This window comes from Synechococcus sp. R55.2 (assembly GCF_047462075.1).
GTDB lineage: Bacteria > Cyanobacteriota > Cyanobacteriia > Thermostichales > Thermostichaceae > Thermostichus.
This window is the reverse complement of the sequence record NZ_JANSIH010000095.1, coordinates 1-17,902: the sequence shown is the minus strand read 5'-3', so window position 1 is coordinate 17,902 and position 17,902 is coordinate 1. Positions and strand designations below refer to the sequence as shown.

The window sequence follows — 17,902 nt, the reverse complement described above, 5'->3', positions numbered from 1 at the left end:
GGATCTGAACTGTGGTACCCCTGCAAGATCGCAACCCAACCACCCGCACAGCCTATGTCACTTATGCCCTGGTGATCGTTAACATCTTAATTTTTCTGTACCAGCTAACCCTGTCGCCACAAGAGCTGGCAGCTTTTTTCCGGGAGTGGGCAGTGGTACCGATAGAGTTGACGGCCAGTTTTCGAGGGGAGATCACCTCTTCGTCGCGTCCAGAATGGGTAACCCTATTCACCTCACAATTTCTGCATGGGGGCTTTCTCCACATTGGCGGGAACATGCTCTTTTTGTGGGTTTTCGGCAACAACGTTGAGGATCGCTTGGGCCATGTGCGTTACCTCATCTTCTACCTGACTTGTGGAGCTTTGGCTGCATTAACGCAGTGGTTTTTCGACATGGGATCCCCCATTCCTTCACTGGGGGCAAGCGGCGCTATTGCTGGCGTATTGGGAGCCTATATTTTGCGTTTTCCACGGGCCGAGATCCTAACCTTGGTGCCCTTGGGTATTTTTATCACAACCCTCTACATTCCAGCTTGGGTGTTCCTGGGCTTTTGGTTCATCCAGCAAGCCTTCTACGGCATTGCCAGCCTACAGACGCCTACCAACATCGGTATGCAGGGTGGGGGGATTGCCTATTGGGCCCATGCGGGCGGTTTTGTGTTTGGGGCCATTTTGGGGCCGCTGATGGGGTTGTTTTCCGGCAAAAGCCCTTATGACCGCCAAATGACTTGGCAACAACGTGACAGGGATCTGTTTTGATTTGATCAGCTTTGATACTTTCTCAGTCTATTGTTAATCGGATAGCAGCGTGATGGGAGAAAGCCATGGTCAGTCTATCTGCCAAGCCTCTAACTCTGGAAGACTTTCTACAACAGCCGGAAACTCAGCCCGCCAGCGAGTTCATCAAAGGAGAAATTATCCAGAAGCCCATGCCACAGGGAAAACATAGCCGTCTCCAACTAAAACTGGGTAGCTTCATTAACGAGATGTTGGAGCCTTCTCAACTGGGAATGGCATTTCCAGAGCTGCGCTGCACCTTCGCCGGATACGCGATTGTGCCCGATATTTCTGTGATCCCCTGGGATCGGATCCCTGTAGATGAAGATGGCACCATTCAAAATCTCATCCCCTTTTGCCCGGATTGGATGATCGAGATTCTCTCTCCCGATCAAAATCCAATGAAGCTGGTCAAAAAAATCTTGATCGGCCTGGATCACGGCTGCCAAATGGGGTGGATCGTGGCTCCCGAAGAAAGGGTTGTTTTCGCCTACCCTGCCGGGCAGCAGCCGACAGTACATGAGGATCCCCAAGAGGTGATCCCCGCTCCCGCCTTCGCCTCAGGGATCCAACTGACAATTGCAACTTTGTTTGGCTGGATGCAAGTTCAAGCTGGCGAGAGCCACAAGTCCAATGCGGGATAGAAAAAGAGTGGATCTCCTTCCATCCCTCAATTCAAATTCAACATTCAGTTGTTGTAGAGGGCAGGGGCTTGGGCAACCGTCTCACCAGTTTGGGGCAGTTCCTGCCGCAGCAGCGCCACCAAGGCGTTGGTGGATTGGTCGTAGAGGCTGGTCACCAGCTTGGGATAGAGGCCAATGCCGATGATTTGGATCAACAGGAAGGCGATGATGAACACCTCGCGTGGCTCAGCATCTACCAATTCTTCGTGTTCGGTGAGCTCTTTGTTCTCTGGGCCAAAGAAAATCTGCCGCAACATCGACAGCAGGTAGATGGGGGTCAGGATCACCCCAACTGCCGCCAGGAAAACCACCACCAGCCGGAAGGGGAGAGAGTAAGCATCGGTGGTGGCCATGCCGATAAACACCATGATCTCGGCCACAAAGCCGCTCATCCCAGGTAGGGCCAAAGAGGCCAGCGAGCAGGCGGTGAACATGGAGAAGATCTTGGGCATCTTCAGGCCCACACCGCCCATTTCTTCCAGCTCCAGTGTGTGGGTGCGGTCGTAGGTGGCCCCCACCAAAAAGAACAGGCTGGCCCCGATCAGCCCGTGGGAGATCATCTGCAGCATGGCGCCGCTCATGCCGATCTCCGTCAGGGATCCGATACCGATGAGCACGAAGCCCATGTGGCTGATGGAAGAGTAGGCGATCTTCCGCTTCAGGTTGCGCTGGGCAAAAGAGGTGAGGGCGGCAAAGATGATGTTCACCACCCCCAACACGATCAGCACTGGCGCAAAGTAAAGATGAGCATCCGGCAGCATGCCCGCATTCATGCGCATCAGGGCATAGCCCCCCATCTTGAGCAGGATCCCGGCCAGCAACATGTGCACCGGCGCAGTGGCCTCGCCGTGGGCATCGGGCAGCCAAGTGTGCAAGGGGAAAATGGGCAGCTTCACCCCATAGGCAATGAGGAAGGCCCCATACATCAGCAGTTGGAAGGTGAGTGGATAGGTCTTGTGGGCCAGATCCGTCATGTCAAAGCTGATGGGATCCCCGTAGAAGGCCATAGCCAGACCTGCCACCAGGATAAACAGGGAGCTGAGAGCCGTGTAGAGGATGAACTTGGTGGCCGCATACAGGCGGTTGTATCCCCCCCAAATGGAGAGGAGCAAGTACACCGGGATCAGCTCCAATTCCCACATCAGGAAAAACAGCAACATGTCCTGCACGGCAAACACCCCGATCTGCCCGCCATACATGGCCAGCATCAAAAAGTAGAAGAGGCGAGGTTTGAGGGTGACCGGCCAAGCGGCCAAGATGGCTAGGGTAGTGATAAACGCCGTGAGCAGGATCAGGGGCATGGAGAGGCCATCAGCCCCCACCGACCAACTCAAGCCCACTTGGGGTACCCAGGTGTAGCGCTCCAGCAGTTGCAAACCTGTCTGGCCGGGATCGTAGCCGACATAGAAGCCGGCCAGCAGAATCAGCAGATCCGTGACCGCAATGAACAAAGCAAACCAGCGGATCCGCTCGGCCAACTTTTGTGCGTAGGCGCGGGTACTGGGATCCCCAGCCGGTGCTGGGATCAGGGGAATAAATAGGGCGGCCAACACAGGGTAAGCGATGACCGTGGTCAGCCAAGGAAACTCGTGCAAGCTGGGCAGCGCCATGGATGTAACCTCGCTTGTGCCATACCATCAGGGGGATCCCTGCCGGCTGCAATCCGACAGCCCTTTACCAGAATCGCCCTTGAGTATCTATGCTTAGCAAATCTACAGGATTATCTTAAGGCTCCCTCTCCCTTTGCGTTGGGATCCCTGGGATGGAGCAGATGCATGGGTGGATGTTGTACCCGAAAATCAAAATATAGTCTTCCACTGTTCTCACAAGGTAACCGATCTCATCATGCCTCAGCCCAAACTGATCATCCACGGCGGAGCCGGCAGCGCCCTGGAAGGGGAAAGCAGCCTGGAAAAAGTGAGGGGATCCCTGCAGCAGGTGGTGGAGAGCACCTACGAGCTGCTGTTGGCTGGGCAGAGTGCCGAGGCGGCGGTGATGCATGCCTGCCAGTTGCTGGAGGATGATCCGCTCTACAATGCCGGGACGGGGTCGGTCTTGCAATCGGATGGGCAAATCCGCATGAGCGCCGCTCTCATGAACGGGGCCACCCAGTCTTTTAGCGGGGTGATCAACGTCAGCCGAGTTCAGCATCCCATCCTCATGGCCCAGGCTCTGCAATCAAGCCCGGATCGCGTGGTGGCCGAACAAGGGGCAGCAGAGCTGGCGCGGGAGCTGCAGTTGCCGGTCTATGACCCGGCCACTCTCAAGCGGGTTCAAGAGTGGGTGCAGTTGCGCCAAACCCATCCCCCAACTAGGGTTCTCACTGCTCTGGCCATGGGCACGGTGGGGGCGGTGGCGCTGGATCAACAGGGGCAAATCTGTGCCGGCACCTCCACCGGCGGGCGGGGGTTTGAACGGGTGGGGCGAGTAAGCGATTCGGCCACTCCAGCGGGAACCTATGCCAGTGCGGCGGCGGGGGTCAGTTGTACTGGTGTCGGGGAAGATATTTTGGATGAGAGCTTGGCGGCGCGGATTGTGATTCGAGTGGAAGATGGCCTCAGCCTGAAGGCTGCCATGGCCAAGTCTTTTCAAGAGGCCCGCCAACGTCGCCGCTCCTTTGGGGCCATCGCTCTATCCTGCTCGGGGGAGATTGCTTGGGATACCACCACCGACCTACTGCTGGCCGCCTATCACGATGGGCAGGGGATCGGCTTGACGATCTAAACTTCTAGCCGGGCTTGCGGGATTAGACCTGGACAAGCCTGAGGCGGTTGGATAAGAGTAGGATAAGAGTAGAAATAGTACTTAAACAAACCAAGTCTGCCCCCTGGCGGGCCACTGTAGAGCGTTTATGGCACTTCACGCGGAGTTGCACCGTCATTTGGGCGGTTCGGTTGTCCCCCGAATTCTGTGGCGCTATTTTCACCGCCAGGGATCCCCTTTGGCAGAGCGCTTTCCCACCTATGCCGAGTTTGAGGAGTTCTACACCCGCCCGCGCAACACCCTCGAGGATTACCTGGAGCTGCACACGCTGGTGGAACAGGTGCAGACCCTGGAAACCCTGCCCTATTTTATCTACCGCCTGCTGCGGGGAGCCTACATCTTTGAGGATCTGGCCTACCTAGAGATTCGCTACACCCCCTACCTGCGCACGGATCCCAGCCTGGATGAGGCGGAGCGCCTCAAGCAGATGCGCCAGGTAATCGAGACGGTAGGACAAGCCAGTCAACAGCGAGAGTATCCCATCGTCACCACCCAGATCGTCTGTTTGCACTCGCGCTTGCCCAGCCACATCAACCGAGCCATGGTGGAAGCTGCCGCCGAGTCGGAGTATGTGTGTGCCATCGACCTGGCCGGAGGAGACAAGCCCTACGGCGAACGGATGGACGAGTGGATTGAGCTGTTCAAGTATGCGCTGGCCCGCGGCCTGAAAACCACTGCCCACCTGTACGAAACTTTGGATGGCTGCTACCCGCAGTTACTGCCCTATGTCTCGCGGATCGGCCACGGCATTCAGATCCCTCTCCACTATCCAGAATTGCTGCCGGAGCTGGCGCGGCGAGGCCAATGCCTAGAAGTTTGTCCCACCACCTATCTAAAAACGGGAACCCTGCCCAGTTTGGAGCCCCTCAAGATTGTCTTTGACCGCTGCTTTGAGGCGGGGGTGGATATCGCCATCTGCACCGACAACGCCGGCTTGCACAATGTGCGGCTGCCGTTTGAGTACGAAAACCTGCTAACCCACGACATCATCGATTTCGAGCAGCTCAAACACTGCCAGGAAGCAGCCTTTCGTCACGCTTTTGCCTGGCCCTACAAGGGGCGTCCGGCCTCATTGTTGTCGGAGTTACAGCAGGGGGTATCTGCTTCTTTGGTGGCTCTCTGATCCCCTCAGCGGGACGGAGTCTTTATTCTTCATCCGAGCTTCTTGAGAATAGGGAAGGGATCCGTAACAGAGACAGGGGCAGCTTTCGCAAGGGAAATAACCGCTTGGATCCCTTGCCCAGAGCGATGCTGAGGGGCATCCGAGGGTGGATGAAGCCCAACAGAATCCAATGCTGAGTCTACTGAGCCAAGCATGAAGGTCTATATCAGTGCCGATATTGAAGGGATTGCCGGCATCAGCCATTGGGATGAGGCCACCATCGGCCAGCCGGGTTACGAGGCATTCCGAGAGCAGATGACCCGAGCAGTGATCGCGGCTTGTGAGGGATCCCTGGCTGCCGGAGCCACGCAGATCACAGTCAAAGATGCCCATGACTCAGGGCGGAACCTCATCCCCGAACGGTTGCCGGAGCCGGTGCAACTCATCCGCGGCTGGAGCGGCCACCCCTACTGTATGGTGCAAGAGTTGGATCGCAGTTACGATGCCCTGCTCCTAATCGGCTATCATGCCCGCGCCGGATCTGCTGCCAACCCCCTCGCCCACACCTACACCACCGAAGTTAGCCAAATCCGGCTGAACGGCCAGGCCATCGCCGAGTTTCACCTGGTCAGCCTCACGGCTGCCTATGAGGGAGTCCCGGTTGTGTTTGTAGCCGGAGATGCGGAGGTGTGTGCCGCAGCGAAAGCTTATGACGCCCACATCGAGACGGTGGTCACCCACAAAGGAATGGGCCAGTCGGTCATTGCGCCACATCCGCAGCAAGTTTTGCGGGCCATCCGCCAAGGTGTAGAGGGATCCCTGAGGCGGCTGTCGGCCTACCGTCCTCGCCCACTGCCGGATCACTTTCAATTGGAAGTGGACTACAAGGATCCCGCTCGGGCCTACCGCAAGTCTTTTTATCCCGGCTGCCGGTGGATTGCCGATTCCACGGTTCGGCTGGAAGTTTCCGAGTGGTTTGAGGTGTTGCGGGCTTTGGAGTTTATCGTGCTCACCTAGCCAGGGATCCAAGCGGCATCTGGATGAGGCGAGCAGCAGCTTCCCTGAGGCTGGTCTCGGAAAGGTCAGACAGCTCAATCCGGGCCCGAAGGCGATTGAAGTTTTGCTGCAGCCCGTGTCGATAGGTGGGGTCGTAGTGCTGCTCCAGCAACTCCTGCACAAACTGCGGCCAGTCTTGGGCGTCGATCAGCTCAAACCAACGCTGCAGGCGGGCCTGGCCAAGACGGGACTTCAGAGGCAGCAATTTCCCCTTTAGCGCTTGGGGGTGAGCAATCCAGTGGGGATAGTGGGCGATTAACCCCTTCACCCGCTCCTCTAGAGGCAACTGCACTTCGACACAGTCGGCTTGGGTAAGGGCTTGCCAAAGGGCAGGCGGCAGATGGAGCTGGCCCACTTTGGCACTCTCAGCTTCTACCCAGACTGGCTTGGCGGGATCCCACTGGAGAAAAACCTGCACCAGTTGACTTTCAAAGCTCTTCTGACTGGGCTGTGGCACCCCCCACTCGGCCCCCAGGAGGGATCCCCGGTGACAGGCCAGCTTTTCCAGATCGAGAACTTGGGATCCCTGTTGGCGCAGATGGTGAAGCAACTGGGTTTTGCCGCTCCCTGTTGGTCCGCAGAGCACTCGGTAGGTAAATTCCTGGGGCAAGATCTGCAGTTGCCGGCGCACCCAGGCCCGGTAGGTTTTGTAGCCACCTTGCAAAACCGTAACCTGCCAGCCCACCTGGGACAACACCAATGCCAAGCTGGCAGAGCGCTGCCCTCCCCGCCAGCAGTAGATTAGGGGCCGGTAATCGCGATCTTTATCGGCAAAATGGGTTTGCAAGTGGCGACTGATGTTCTGGGCCACCAAGCTTGCCCCTCGTTTGCGGGCTGTAAAGGGATCCACCTGCTTGTAGAGCGTGCCCACCTCCGCCCGTTCTGTATCGTAGAGTACAGGCAAGTTGATGGCTCCCGGCCAATGATCCTCTGCGAACTCTGCCGGAGAGCGCACATCGATAATTTCGCTGTAGGTGTGCAGCCAGGGCTCTGCAGTGAAGTGAATCGGAGGAGACACAAACCTGTGGATGGAAATGGCAAGCTGTGTTCTATCTTGGCAGGGTTCTGGCCAAGGCTCACCGCCCCAGCTTTAACTTGGGAGAGCCGAGGTCAAGCGCAGGGTGACCCGAAGGCTTGGGTTGGATATCCCTCTTGATTGGGCTTTTGCTCTTTCTTTGCTCTTTATTGAATTGATTTGCCAGAGGTGCTATGGGATCCTATATTGCGGCAGAACCTTACCCCTATCCCTACAACGGTGACTTACGGCCTGAGAACACCGCCCTGATCGTCATCGATATGCAGACCGATTTCTGCGGGGTAGGTGGCTATGTAGACAAAATGGGCTACGACATTTCCCTCACCCGTGCCCCCATAGAGCCGATCCGACGGGTTTTGGCGGCAATGCGAGCCCTGGGTTTTTTCATCGTGCATACCCGCGAAGGCCATCGCCCCGATCTATCAGATTTGCCGGAAAACAAGCGCTGGCGCAGTCAACGCATTGGGGCAGGCATTGGGGATCCCGGTCCCTGTGGGCGCATCCTGGTGCGAGGAGAACCCGGCTGGGAAATTATCCCGGAACTGGCTCCTCTGCCAGGGGAGGTGATCATCGACAAGCCGGGCAAAGGCGCTTTCTATGCCACTGATCTGGACTTAATCCTGAGGCGCAAAGGCATCCAAAACCTGATCTTGACGGGCATCACCACCGATGTATGCGTCCACACCACCATGCGAGAAGCCAACGACCGGGGCTATGAATGTTTGTTGCTATCCGATTGCACAGGTGCCACAGACTACGGAAATTATCTCGCTGCTCTGAAGATGATCCAGATGCAAGGGGGGGTTTTCGGGGCAGTTGCCGATTCAGGTGCCCTGATAGCAGTACTTCAGGAACTCAAAACCGACTAGACCTCGTTTCTTTACGTGTCTTTACGTGAGACACCCAAACCAGGAGATCTTGACCAACCATGACTACCACTGCCCAAACTGAAATCTCAACAGCACGGAAAGCCCCCCCGGAACTGGAGGTCGTCAACCTCACCAAGCGATTTGGATCCCTGTTGGCCCTAGACCACGTCTCGATGAAACTCAAGCCGGGATCCCTTCATGCCTTACTTGGGGAAAACGGAGCCGGGAAAAGCACCCTCGTCAAGTGCGTGATGGGCTTTTATCATGCTGACTCTGGCGATGTTTGCATTGATAAACGAGCTCGTGCCATCCACAGCCCACGGGATGCCTATCACTACGGCATTGGCATGGTGTACCAACATTTCACCTCTGTACTCGCCATGACTGTGGCGGAAAACTTGGTCTTGGCCCGCCCAGATTTGCCTTTGGTGATTGACTGGAAAGAAGAGGAAAAAAAGCTGGCAGATTTTATGGAAACAGCCCCTTTCCAAGTCAACTTGCGGGCTTTTGTTTCCGAACTATCGGCAGGAGAAAAGCAGAAGGTCGAGATCCTCAAGCAGCTTTATTTGAACACCAAGATCCTGATCTTGGACGAGCCTACTTCTGTGCTCACGCCAGAGGAAGCCGACGAAGTCTTGGGCCTTGTGCGTCGTTCGGTGGAAGCTGGCGACCTGAGTGTATTGCTCATTACCCACAAGTTTCGCGAGGTGAATGCCTTTGCCGATGAGGTGACGGTGTTGCGACGTGGGAAGCTGGCCGGCCATGGACAAGTGAAAGATTTATCCACAGCAGAAATGGCCGAAATGATGCTGGGCCGGCAACAGGTGCAGATCCAGTTGGAGAAAGCCTTGGTCAAAGGGGGATCCCCTCTGCTGGAAATTGAAGGGATCCAGGCTGACAAGGACAATGGCTTGCCCGCTGTGCGGGGGGTGACCCTGACTGTTCATGGAGGTGAGATTGTGGGAATTGCCGGCGTTTCCGGCAACGGCCAGCGGGAGTTGATGGAAGTCTTGGCCGGGCAGCGGATGGCTACAGCCGGGCAGATCAAGATCAACGGGCAACTGTACAGGGCCACCCGCGCAGAAATGGTGCGCCACCGGGTTTGCTGTTTGCCGGAGGAACCTCTGAGAAATGCCTCGATCCCCAACATGAGCGTTGGCGAAAACTTGGCCCTGCGTCGTTATGACCGGGATCCTATGGCCAAAGGTTGGATGTTGATCTGGCAAGAGATTTGGCGCTCTGCCCGCGCGTTAATCGAGCAATTTAAGGTGAAAACGCCTGCAGCCCAAACTCCCATCAGCCACCTGTCGGGGGGTAATGTCCAGCGAGCCATTTTGGCACGGGAACTCGCCGGAGATCCACAAATTTTGATCGCCGCCAATCCTTGTTTTGGTCTGGACTTTGCGGCAGTAGATTACATTCACTCGCAGATTGTGGATGCTCGTAACCGAGGAGTTGCCGTCTTGCTGATCAGCGAAGATCTGGACGAGCTTCTCAAGCTCTCCGATCGTTTGCTGGTGATGGCGGGCGGTCGGATCGTCTATGAAAGTCCTATCAGCAGCGTGGATCTCAAAGAAGTTGGCCACAAGATGGGCGGACATTAAGCATTAAGTGATTTGGTAAGTAATCAGCAGTGAATATGACATGGCTTCCCCTCAAATGGAGAGGTGAGCCCGAACTTTTTCTTCATCCATCTGGTTGGTCGGCCCCTCCATGATAAGGGATCCATTCTCCATGAGATAAAAATAATCGGCTAGGCTTTGGGCAAACTCAAAATACTGCTCCACCAGCAACACCGAAACGCCCCGCTCCTTTTGAATACGGGTGATGGCTTCTTCAATCTCGATGATGATGGAGGGTTGGATCCCTTCTGTGGGCTCATCCAGGAGCAAAAGTTTGGGCTCCGCCACCAAAGCTCTAGCAATCGCCAACTGCTGCTGCTGCCCACCGCTCAAATCCCCGCCCAGACGTTTAAGAAAAGAACGCAGAATCGGGAATAGGTCATAGACAAACTCAGGTATAATTGGTTCTTTGTCCGGCGCCGCTTCTAACCCCACCAGCAGGTTTTCCTCAACCGTTAAGCGGGGAAAAATCTCTCGACCTTGGGGCACATAGCCGATACCGGCACGGGCTCGCCAATTGGGAGGGTAATGGTTGATAGGACGGCCCTCAAAAGCAATTTTGCCTGTGCAGTCTTTCAGAAGCCCCATCAGGGCTTTAAGCGTGGTGGTTTTGCCCATGCCATTGCGACCCAGAAGGCAGACCGCTTGGCCGGGAAAGATCTTAAAAGAGAGATCCTTTACAATTAAACTCTGACCGTAGTAAACCCTCAAATCGGAGACCTCCAGAAGAGGCCCGGATCCATCTCGGGATAAGTTTTGTGTTGCGGTCGCGTTTTCCGTATTCATGGGCCTGCGCATGGGTCAGTTAAAACAGGGCTATAGCTTTTTGCTTAGTTTTTCGCCTTATGGGATCCGAGATAGACCTCAATAACTCGCGGGTCGTTTTTCACATCCTCAAAGGTACCTTCGCACAGCACCGAGCCTTGGTGTAAAACAGTAACCTTACGGGCAATTTGCCGGACAAATACCATGTCATGTTCAATCACCAAAATGGTGTGGCTTTGGGCTAAGGATTGAATCAACTCCCCTGTAGCTTCTGTTTCTTTATCTGTCATCCCGGCTACGCATTCATCGAGCAGCAGCAAATCCGGATCTTGAGCGATCACCATGCCAATCTCCAGCCATTGCTTTTCTCCGTGGGAAAGCAGCCCTGCCGGAACCCGATCCTTACGGCTGAGGCCAATGGTTTCCAAAAGAGCATCCGTTTCTTGTCGCAGATGCTTTTTGCCAAGTAGGGTGGAAAAAACCCTTTTGTCAGGGTTGAGGGATAGCTCCAAGTTTTCTCGCACGCTCAAGTTTTGATAGACCCGCGGCGTCTGAAACTTGCGCCCAACACCCAAAATCGAGATCTCATGTTCCTTGAGCTTGGTCAGATCTTTTCCTTTAAACAGCACCCGGCCTCGAGTAGGCTTAACCTTGCCCGTCAGCACATCGAGAAACGTAGTCTTGCCTGCCCCATTGGGGCCGATGACCACCCGCAGCTCCCCTTCCTCCAGAGAGAAGTTCAGCCTGTCCAAAGCCTTGAAGCCATCAAAGCTGACGGTGAGATCCTGAGTTTGTAAAATTTGTCGGGTGGCGGTGGGAGCTGCAGTAAGCATGGGGATCACATCCAAGAACGGAAAGGCCAAAGGTCAAACCGGATTCTCAACCCATCAAATAAACCCATCAAATAGGAGAGGAAACTTGGCATCGCTGGCTCACCCATGGGATCCTCTTACCTTAAACTTATATCTTGCACATAACTGACATCCTCAAGAGAAAGCCAGATTTAGGCTGGAGAAGTATTTGCCAAACGCCTGCGCCAAAGCTGAACGGTGACCCAAAGTTGCCTGCCTTGGGTGCGCACCCAACCCACCAGTCCATCCGGCAGCACCAGCACCACCAACAGGAACAATCCCCCCTGGAAAAACAGCCAAATCTCCGGAAAATTTTCGCTCAGCAAGCTCTTGGCAAAGTTGACCAACAGAGCCCCCAGCACTGCCCCCACCAAACTGGCCCGACCGCCCACCGCCACCCAGATCACCATTTCAATGGAAAAGGGAACGGCCATCGCATTGGGAGAGATGATCCCGGTTTGCAAGGTAAACAAAGCTCCGGCAATGCCTGCCAGGGCAGCAGACACGGCAAACACCAGCACTTTAAAGCCGGTGGGATCGTAGCCGGAAAAACGAACCCGTGGCTCGTCATCTCGAATGGCTACCAGGATCCGACCGAATAGGCCGCTGGTCAGCCAACGACAGAGAAGGTAAGCCAAAACCACCGCCAGAACTGTAGTGACATAGACAGCGAAGCGCATCTCGGACGAGTTGACATCCAGGCCAAACAAAGTCTGGAAGTTGGTCAGGCCGTTGGTGCCATTAATTAAGCGCTGTTGGCCGTTGAAGAAGTTAAAGAAAATAATCGTGGTGGCCTGAGTTAGAATGGAGAAATAAACCCCTCGAATGCGATTTCTCACCACCAAATATCCCAGGGCTGCTGCCACCAAAGCCGGGATCAAGACCACAGCAACAGCCGTAAACGGAAACGAATAAAAGGGATACCAAAACCAGGGCAATTCCGTTACCCCGTAGAGGCTGAAAAACTCCGGTATCTGACCTTCCGGCAATTGCAATTTCAGGTGCATCCCCAGAGCGTAGCCCCCCAAGGCAAAGAACACCCCATGCCCCAGGCTGAGCATGCCGGTATAGCCCCAGATGAGGTCGATTCCCAAAGCTACAATGCTGAGGGCCAGAAACCGCCCCAACAAGTTGAGCCGAAAGCCAGACAGCACAGTTGGGGCCACAAAGATCAAGGCCAGCACCAAAACGATGAGGATCCCGGCCTCCCACAGAAGCTTGCGAGAAGAATTGGGATCCCCACCCGCGGCGGGAGCAGCCACTTCATGATCAGCACGGGGGGAATGAACCAGTTTCATGGGCTTTGTGAGGGAGTAGAAGATGGAGAGTCTGGTCCTAGAGTTTTCGCCAAGCGAGATCATTCCCTAGGCATCCACCATACGACCTTTTTCGGGGAAAAGGCCCCGAGGTCGCACCTGCAAAAAGGCCACGATCAAAGCAAAGACCATCACCTTGGCCATGCTCGTGGTGGCAAAAAAGTTGAGGGTATCGGTCAGGATGGGCACGTTGGGAAAAATCAAAGCCAGCGTCCCGGAACCGATGACAAAGTTGGCAATCCCGATCCCAAGCGCTGCCACAATGCTGCCCAAAAGCTTACCGACACCCCCCACCACGACCACCATAAAGGTATCCACGATGTAGTTTTGGCCGGTGTTCGGCCCCACGGATCCCAGCAGGCTGACCGCTACGCCGGCCACTCCCGCCAGACCCGAGCCGACGGCAAAGGTAAGGGCATCCACCTTTTGCGTAGGGATCCCTACACAGGCGCTCATGGCCCGATTCTGGGTAACCGCCCGGATGCGCAGCCCCCAGCGGGTGCGCTGCAAGAAGAAGTACAGCCCTAGGATGCAGAAGACAGTGAGGGCGATGATAAACAGGCGGGTATTGGGCAAAAACAGGCTGCCCACCGGGATCCCACCCCCCAGCCAACGGGGAGCAGTCACATCTTTGTTCTGGGCTCCAAACCAGGGTTGAGTGACTGCTAAAGCATAGGTTTGCGCCAGCACCCGCCCCCCCACCGCTGCAATGGCCGGGAGAGCACCAACAGCAGCGCCAGCGTCCACCCCTTGAGACGCGGCCAATCCGCCCGCCTGGACAAAAGCCACCAGCCGCCGAAAAAGAGCACCGCGAAGGCCCCCAAGCGGAAAGCCAGCACCCAATTGACGCTGCGCACAAACTGCTGCAGGATCAGGCTCACGCCCCAGGTGGCCAAAAGGGTCTCCAAGGGTCGGCCATACAAAAAGCGGATCACCCCCCGCTCCAAGGCCAGCCCTACCAGAGCAGTGACGGCAAAGGCAGCTACCAAAGCTGGAAAGATGTACAGATCCCGCCAGGGATCCCCTAGGGGACGAAAGGCATTTTGAACCACAAAAGTGGTGTAGGCCCCCAACATCATCAGCTCCCCATGGGCCATGTTGATGACCCCCATGAGGCCGAAAACAATGGCCAAGCCCAAGGCGGCTATTAGCAAGACGGTGCCAATGCTAATGCCGTTGAACAAGCTGTCCAGGAGCAAGGTCATGGGCAGGGGATCCTCCTTCCAACTAAACTAGGGAGGCTAACCGAGCATCTAGGCGGGATCCCCGACCCTATCCAAACGGCAAGGGATCCCAGCCCTGGCCAGGACTAGCTGACTTTGTAGCGACCGCCCTTGGCCGGATCTGACCAATCGCAGGCAAAGCCCTTGGTCTCTGCCACAAACTGGTTCCAGGGCTGCGGCTCCACGGCATCCGTAGAAAAGATGACATCAAACAAACCGTCAGAGCGCACCTGGCCGATCCGCACATACTTGGTCAGGTGGTGATTGGTGTTCATGGTTACCAAGCCTTCTGGGGCATCAAAGGTCTGGCCATAGGCTGCCTGCCGCACGGCGTCGATTTCCACTGTTCCCGCTTTTTCCACTGCCTGCTTCCAGATGTAAACCATGATGTAGGCGGCTTCCATCGGGTCGTTGGTGACGCGGTTTTGGCCGTATTCTGCCTTGAAAGCTTCCACAAACTTCTTGTTGGCAGGCGTATCCACCGTCATAAAGTAGTTCCAGGCGGCGAAGTGCCCTTCCAAGAATTCGGGGCCGATGGCCTGTACCTCTTCTTCAGCAATGCTGACGGACATGGAAGGATAGCGATCTGGCCCCAGCCCTGCCCCTTCCAGTTGTTTGAAAAAGGCCACGTTGCTGTCGCCGTTCAAGCTGTTGTAGATCACACCGCCATTGGGAAGAGCGGCCCGGATCTTGCTGATGATGGGGGTAACTTCTGTGCTGCCCAAAGGCAGATAGTCTTCACCCACCACTTTGCCCCCCAGGGCTTCCAACTGGGCCTTGATGATGGTGTTGGCCGTGCGGGGGAACACGTAGTCGGATCCCACCAGGAAGAACTCTTTGCCCTTGTTCTTGAGCAGCCATTCCACCGAAGGCTCGATCTGCTGGTTGGGGGCAGCGCCGGTGTAGAAGATGTTTTTGGAGCACTCTTGTCCTTCGTACTGCACGGGATACCAGAGCAGGTGCTGCTTGGATTCAAACACCGGCAAAACCGCTTTGCGACTGGCCGAAGTCCAGCAGCCGAATACCGTTGCCACCTTGTCCACATCGATCAATTTGGTGGCTTTCTCGGCAAAGGTTGGCCAATCGGAAGCCCCATCCTCGATAATCGGCTCGATCTGCTTGCCCAAAACCCCACCGGCGGCATTGATCTCTTTGATGGCCAGCTTTTCCGCATCCACCACGCTGGTTTCTGAAATGGCCATGGTGCCGCTAAGGGAGTGCAAAATGCCAACGCGGATGGTCTCTCCCTGGGCGTAGGCGGGCACGGATCGCTTCACCCAGATCTGCGGCCCTAGGGCAGCCCCGGCTCCGGCCAGAGCGCCCATTTTCAGCACTTGACGACGATTAAATGATAGAGCCATCGGTGATCTCCGAAACGAAGTGAGTGCAAAGGGTATTAAGAAGTCCAGTTGTTGCAGCAGCCCGGCCAACAGAGGGAAGCACTTAGCTCATCACCTCGCCCATGTGTTGAACCTGCCCAACTGCGCTCAGCTGAGGCTTTCACCGAATGCCTTCCCAACCTCAACAGAGGAAAAGGCTAATCCTGCAGTCGAGAAAGCGTTGTGCATCCCTGTTGCCTTAACGTGTTCCATCAAACCCATTCGGCCCGGAGAGAATTGTATCGTGGGATACCTTTTCCCAGAATCCGAGCCCTTTCCCCGCAGGCTGCAGGCAGAGGCAGGGATCCCTTGCTGCCGGCATAATAGGGGTTCTGGGGTGGAGAATTAACAGCCTATGGTGCAGCAGGCCGGCTATGGATCTTGGCGATCCCCGATTACCGCTGACCTGGTGGTGACGGGATCCCTGCGCTTGGGACAGATGGTTTGGGATCAGGGGGATCTCTACTGGACGGAGGGCCGCCCGCAAGAAAAAGGGCGCAATGTGTTGATGCGGCGCTCTGCCGACGGGATCCTGGTGGAGCTGACACCGGCACCTTTCAATGTGCGGACGCGGGTGCATGAGTATGGGGGTGGAGCTTATTGGGTGTCGGCAGGGGTAGTGTATTTTTGCAACTTCGCTGACCAACGGCTCTACCGCCTGCTGCCGGGTTCAGATCCCCAGCCCCTGACGGAAGCAGGCCCCTATCGCTATGCAGATGGGGTGGTGGATCGGGCGCGTGGACGCATCCTCTGTGTGCGGGAAGATCACAGCCGCCAGGGAGAGCCGGAAAACAGCCTTGTCTCGATTGACTTGGAAAGCGGATCCCAGCGCGTTTTGGCCTCTGGGCACAATTTCTATGCCAACCCTCGCCTCAGCCCCGATGGCCAGACCTTGGTATGGCTGACCTGGGATCACCCCCAAATGCCCTGGGACGGCACAGAGCTGTGGCGGTCTGAGGTGAACCCTGACGGCAGCTTGGGAGAACCTCAAAAGCTGGCCGGTGGCCCTGCCGAGTCGATCTTCCAGCCCCAGTGGTCACCGGAGGGGGATCTCTACTTTGTTTCGGATCGCAGCGGCTGGTGGAACCTCTATCGCTGGGATCCCCAGGGCCCCATTCCCCTCTGCCCTATGGAAGCGGAGTTTGGAGAGCCGCAGTGGGTGTTTGGCCTGAGCACCTACGGCTTCTGTGGCGATGGGCGCATCCTGGCCTGTTATGAACAAGACGGGCTGTCTCATCTGGCTTATCTGGATCCCCATTCAGGACAGTTGGCAGGGATCCCCTTGCCCTACACCCAGATCAGCGGTTTGCAGGTGAGTGGGGAAAAAGCCGCTTTCCTGGCCGGATCCCCGACGGAAGCCATAGCCTTGGTTTGTTTGGATTTGCCTTCTGGACAGGTGGAAGTGGTGGCCCGTTCCAGCAGCGTGGCGGTGGATCCCGACTATCTGTCGATCCCAGAGCCTATTGTTTTTCCCACCGGCGGCGGCAAGGCAGTGGCCTATGCTTTCTTCTATCCCCCCAAGAACCGCGACTTTGTTGCTCCCACTGGCGAAAAGCCACCCCTGCTGGTGAAAAGCCACGGCGGGCCCACCGGGGCGACGGCAGCCGTGCTCAACCTGGGGATCCAATACTGGACCAGTCGGGGGATTGCCGTTTTGGATGTGAACTACCGGGGCAGCAGCGGCTACGGACGGGCCTATCGGGATGCTCTCAAAGGCCGGTGGGGCCTGGTAGATGTGGAAGATTGCATCGCCGGATCCCAATTTTTGGCAGAACAGGGCAAGGTGGATGGGGAACGGCTGCTCATTCAAGGGGGCAGCGCTGGCGGCTATACCACGTTGGCGGCCTTGACCTTCCACAGGGTCTTCCGGGCGGGTGCCAGCTACTACGGGGTGAGCGATCTGGAAGCCCTAGCCCAGGAGACCCACAAGTTCGAGTCTCGCTACTTGGACAGCCTCATTGGCCCCTACCCAGAGCGGCGGGATCTCTACCGGGAGCGTTCCCCCATTCATCACCTGGAGGGCCTCAATTGTCCGGTTATCTTCTTTCAAGGCTTGGAAGACGCCATCGTGCCCCCCAATCAGGCGGAGAGGATGGTGGCAGCCCTACGGGCCAAAGGGATCCCAGTGGCCTATGTGCCCTTCGAGGGAGAGCAACACGGCTTTCGCCAGGCGGCCAACATCAAACGGGCCTTGGAGGCAGAGCTTTACTTTTATGCCCAGGTTCTGGGGTTTCCGCTGGCAGAACCTCTTGAGCCGGTTCGGATCGAGAACTTGGACACCTGATGATGACTGCTCAATGGGTCGAATAGAAAGGGATCCCGTCCCATCTATGGCCCATTGTTGCTCCACAACGCTGTCGCGACAGAGCAGCCCCTCTATGATGGACTTACCAGCCAACCCGGATGGAGCATGACTCTAGTCAATAATAAGCTCAACTATACTGAAAATAATGTATAATAT

14 protein-coding genes and 1 pseudogene are annotated in these 17,902 nt (G+C 56.3%); 8 read left to right on the top strand and 7 right to left on the bottom strand.

What is annotated here, in order from left to right; translation table 11 throughout:
• The first annotated feature begins 11 nt into the window (after positions 1-11).
• Positions 12-758, top strand: coding sequence for a rhomboid family intramembrane serine protease (locus tag NW838_RS03490; RefSeq protein WP_414357525.1), 747 nt, complete (start codon positions 12-14; stop codon positions 756-758).
• A gap of 65 nt (positions 759-823) precedes the next feature.
• On the top strand, positions 824-1,420 hold the full coding sequence (locus tag NW838_RS03485) for a Uma2 family endonuclease (RefSeq protein WP_414357524.1): 597 nt from the start codon (positions 824-826) through the stop codon (positions 1,418-1,420).
• Positions 1,421-1,464: 44 nt separating this feature from the next.
• Here NW838_RS03485 and NW838_RS03480 read toward each other — a convergent pair whose 3' ends face one another.
• On the bottom strand, positions 1,465-3,069 hold the full coding sequence (locus NW838_RS03480) for an NAD(P)H-quinone oxidoreductase subunit 4 (RefSeq protein ID WP_414427503.1): 1,605 nt from the start codon (positions 3,067-3,069) through the stop codon (positions 1,465-1,467).
• A gap of 235 nt (positions 3,070-3,304) precedes the next feature.
• Here NW838_RS03480 and NW838_RS03475 point away from each other — a divergent pair, with 235 nt between their 5' ends.
• From NW838_RS03475 to NW838_RS03465, 3 genes are all read left to right on the top strand, one after another.
• Positions 3,305-4,183, top strand: a complete 879-nt coding sequence (locus tag NW838_RS03475) for an isoaspartyl peptidase/L-asparaginase (protein ID WP_414357522.1) — start codon at positions 3,305-3,307, stop codon at positions 4,181-4,183.
• A gap of 127 nt (positions 4,184-4,310) precedes the next feature.
• A complete protein-coding gene (locus tag NW838_RS03470; protein WP_414357521.1) occupies positions 4,311-5,345 on the top strand; it encodes an adenosine deaminase in 1,035 nt (344 codons plus the stop codon).
• A gap of 192 nt (positions 5,346-5,537) precedes the next feature.
• A complete protein-coding gene (locus NW838_RS03465; protein WP_414357520.1) occupies positions 5,538-6,341 on the top strand; it encodes a M55 family metallopeptidase in 804 nt (267 codons plus the stop codon).
• Here NW838_RS03465 and mnmH read toward each other — a convergent pair.
• Positions 6,334-7,398, bottom strand: coding sequence for a tRNA 2-selenouridine(34) synthase MnmH (gene mnmH / locus NW838_RS03460; protein WP_414351992.1), 1,065 nt, complete (start codon positions 7,396-7,398; stop codon positions 6,334-6,336). The two genes, NW838_RS03465 and mnmH, sit on opposite strands and share 8 nt — an antisense overlap.
• 191 nt (positions 7,399-7,589) lie before the next feature.
• Between mnmH and NW838_RS03455 the strand changes: the two genes are divergently transcribed.
• Together NW838_RS03455 and NW838_RS03450 are read left to right on the top strand one after the other, a co-directional pair.
• Complete coding sequence (locus tag NW838_RS03455; protein ID WP_011430738.1) at positions 7,590-8,285, top strand: cysteine hydrolase family protein; 696 nt, start codon at positions 7,590-7,592, stop codon at positions 8,283-8,285.
• 59 nt (positions 8,286-8,344) lie between these two features.
• Complete coding sequence (locus tag NW838_RS03450; RefSeq protein ID WP_414357519.1) at positions 8,345-9,889, top strand: ABC transporter ATP-binding protein; 1,545 nt, start codon at positions 8,345-8,347, stop codon at positions 9,887-9,889.
• Between the two features lie 51 nt (positions 9,890-9,940).
• On the opposite strand, the gene urtE is transcribed toward NW838_RS03450, so the two are convergent.
• From urtE to urtA, 5 genes and pseudogenes are all read right to left on the bottom strand, one after another.
• A complete protein-coding gene (gene urtE / locus NW838_RS03445; protein WP_414357518.1) occupies positions 9,941-10,693 on the bottom strand; it encodes an urea ABC transporter ATP-binding subunit UrtE in 753 nt (250 codons plus the stop codon).
• A gap of 44 nt (positions 10,694-10,737) precedes the next feature.
• Positions 10,738-11,505, bottom strand: a complete 768-nt coding sequence (urtD, locus tag NW838_RS03440) for an urea ABC transporter ATP-binding protein UrtD (protein ID WP_414357517.1) — start codon at positions 11,503-11,505, stop codon at positions 10,738-10,740.
• A gap of 170 nt (positions 11,506-11,675) precedes the next feature.
• The gene (urtC, locus tag NW838_RS03435; protein WP_414342394.1) at positions 11,676-12,884 is read right to left on the bottom strand and encodes an urea ABC transporter permease subunit UrtC; all 1,209 of its coding nucleotides are present in this window, start codon (positions 12,882-12,884) and stop codon (positions 11,676-11,678) included.
• Positions 12,885-12,887: 3 nt separating this feature from the next.
• Positions 12,888-14,044 (bottom strand): annotated as a pseudogene (gene urtB, locus NW838_RS03430) (urea ABC transporter permease subunit UrtB).
• Positions 14,045-14,148: 104 nt separating this feature from the next.
• Positions 14,149-15,423, bottom strand: coding sequence for an urea ABC transporter substrate-binding protein (urtA, locus tag NW838_RS03425; protein ID WP_011430744.1), 1,275 nt, complete (start codon positions 15,421-15,423; stop codon positions 14,149-14,151).
• A gap of 373 nt (positions 15,424-15,796) precedes the next feature.
• Between urtA and NW838_RS03420 the strand changes: the two genes are divergently transcribed.
• The gene (locus NW838_RS03420) at positions 15,797-17,725 is read left to right on the top strand and encodes a S9 family peptidase (RefSeq protein ID WP_414427502.1); all 1,929 of its coding nucleotides are present in this window, start codon (positions 15,797-15,799) and stop codon (positions 17,723-17,725) included.
• Positions 17,726-17,902 lie beyond the last annotated feature (177 nt).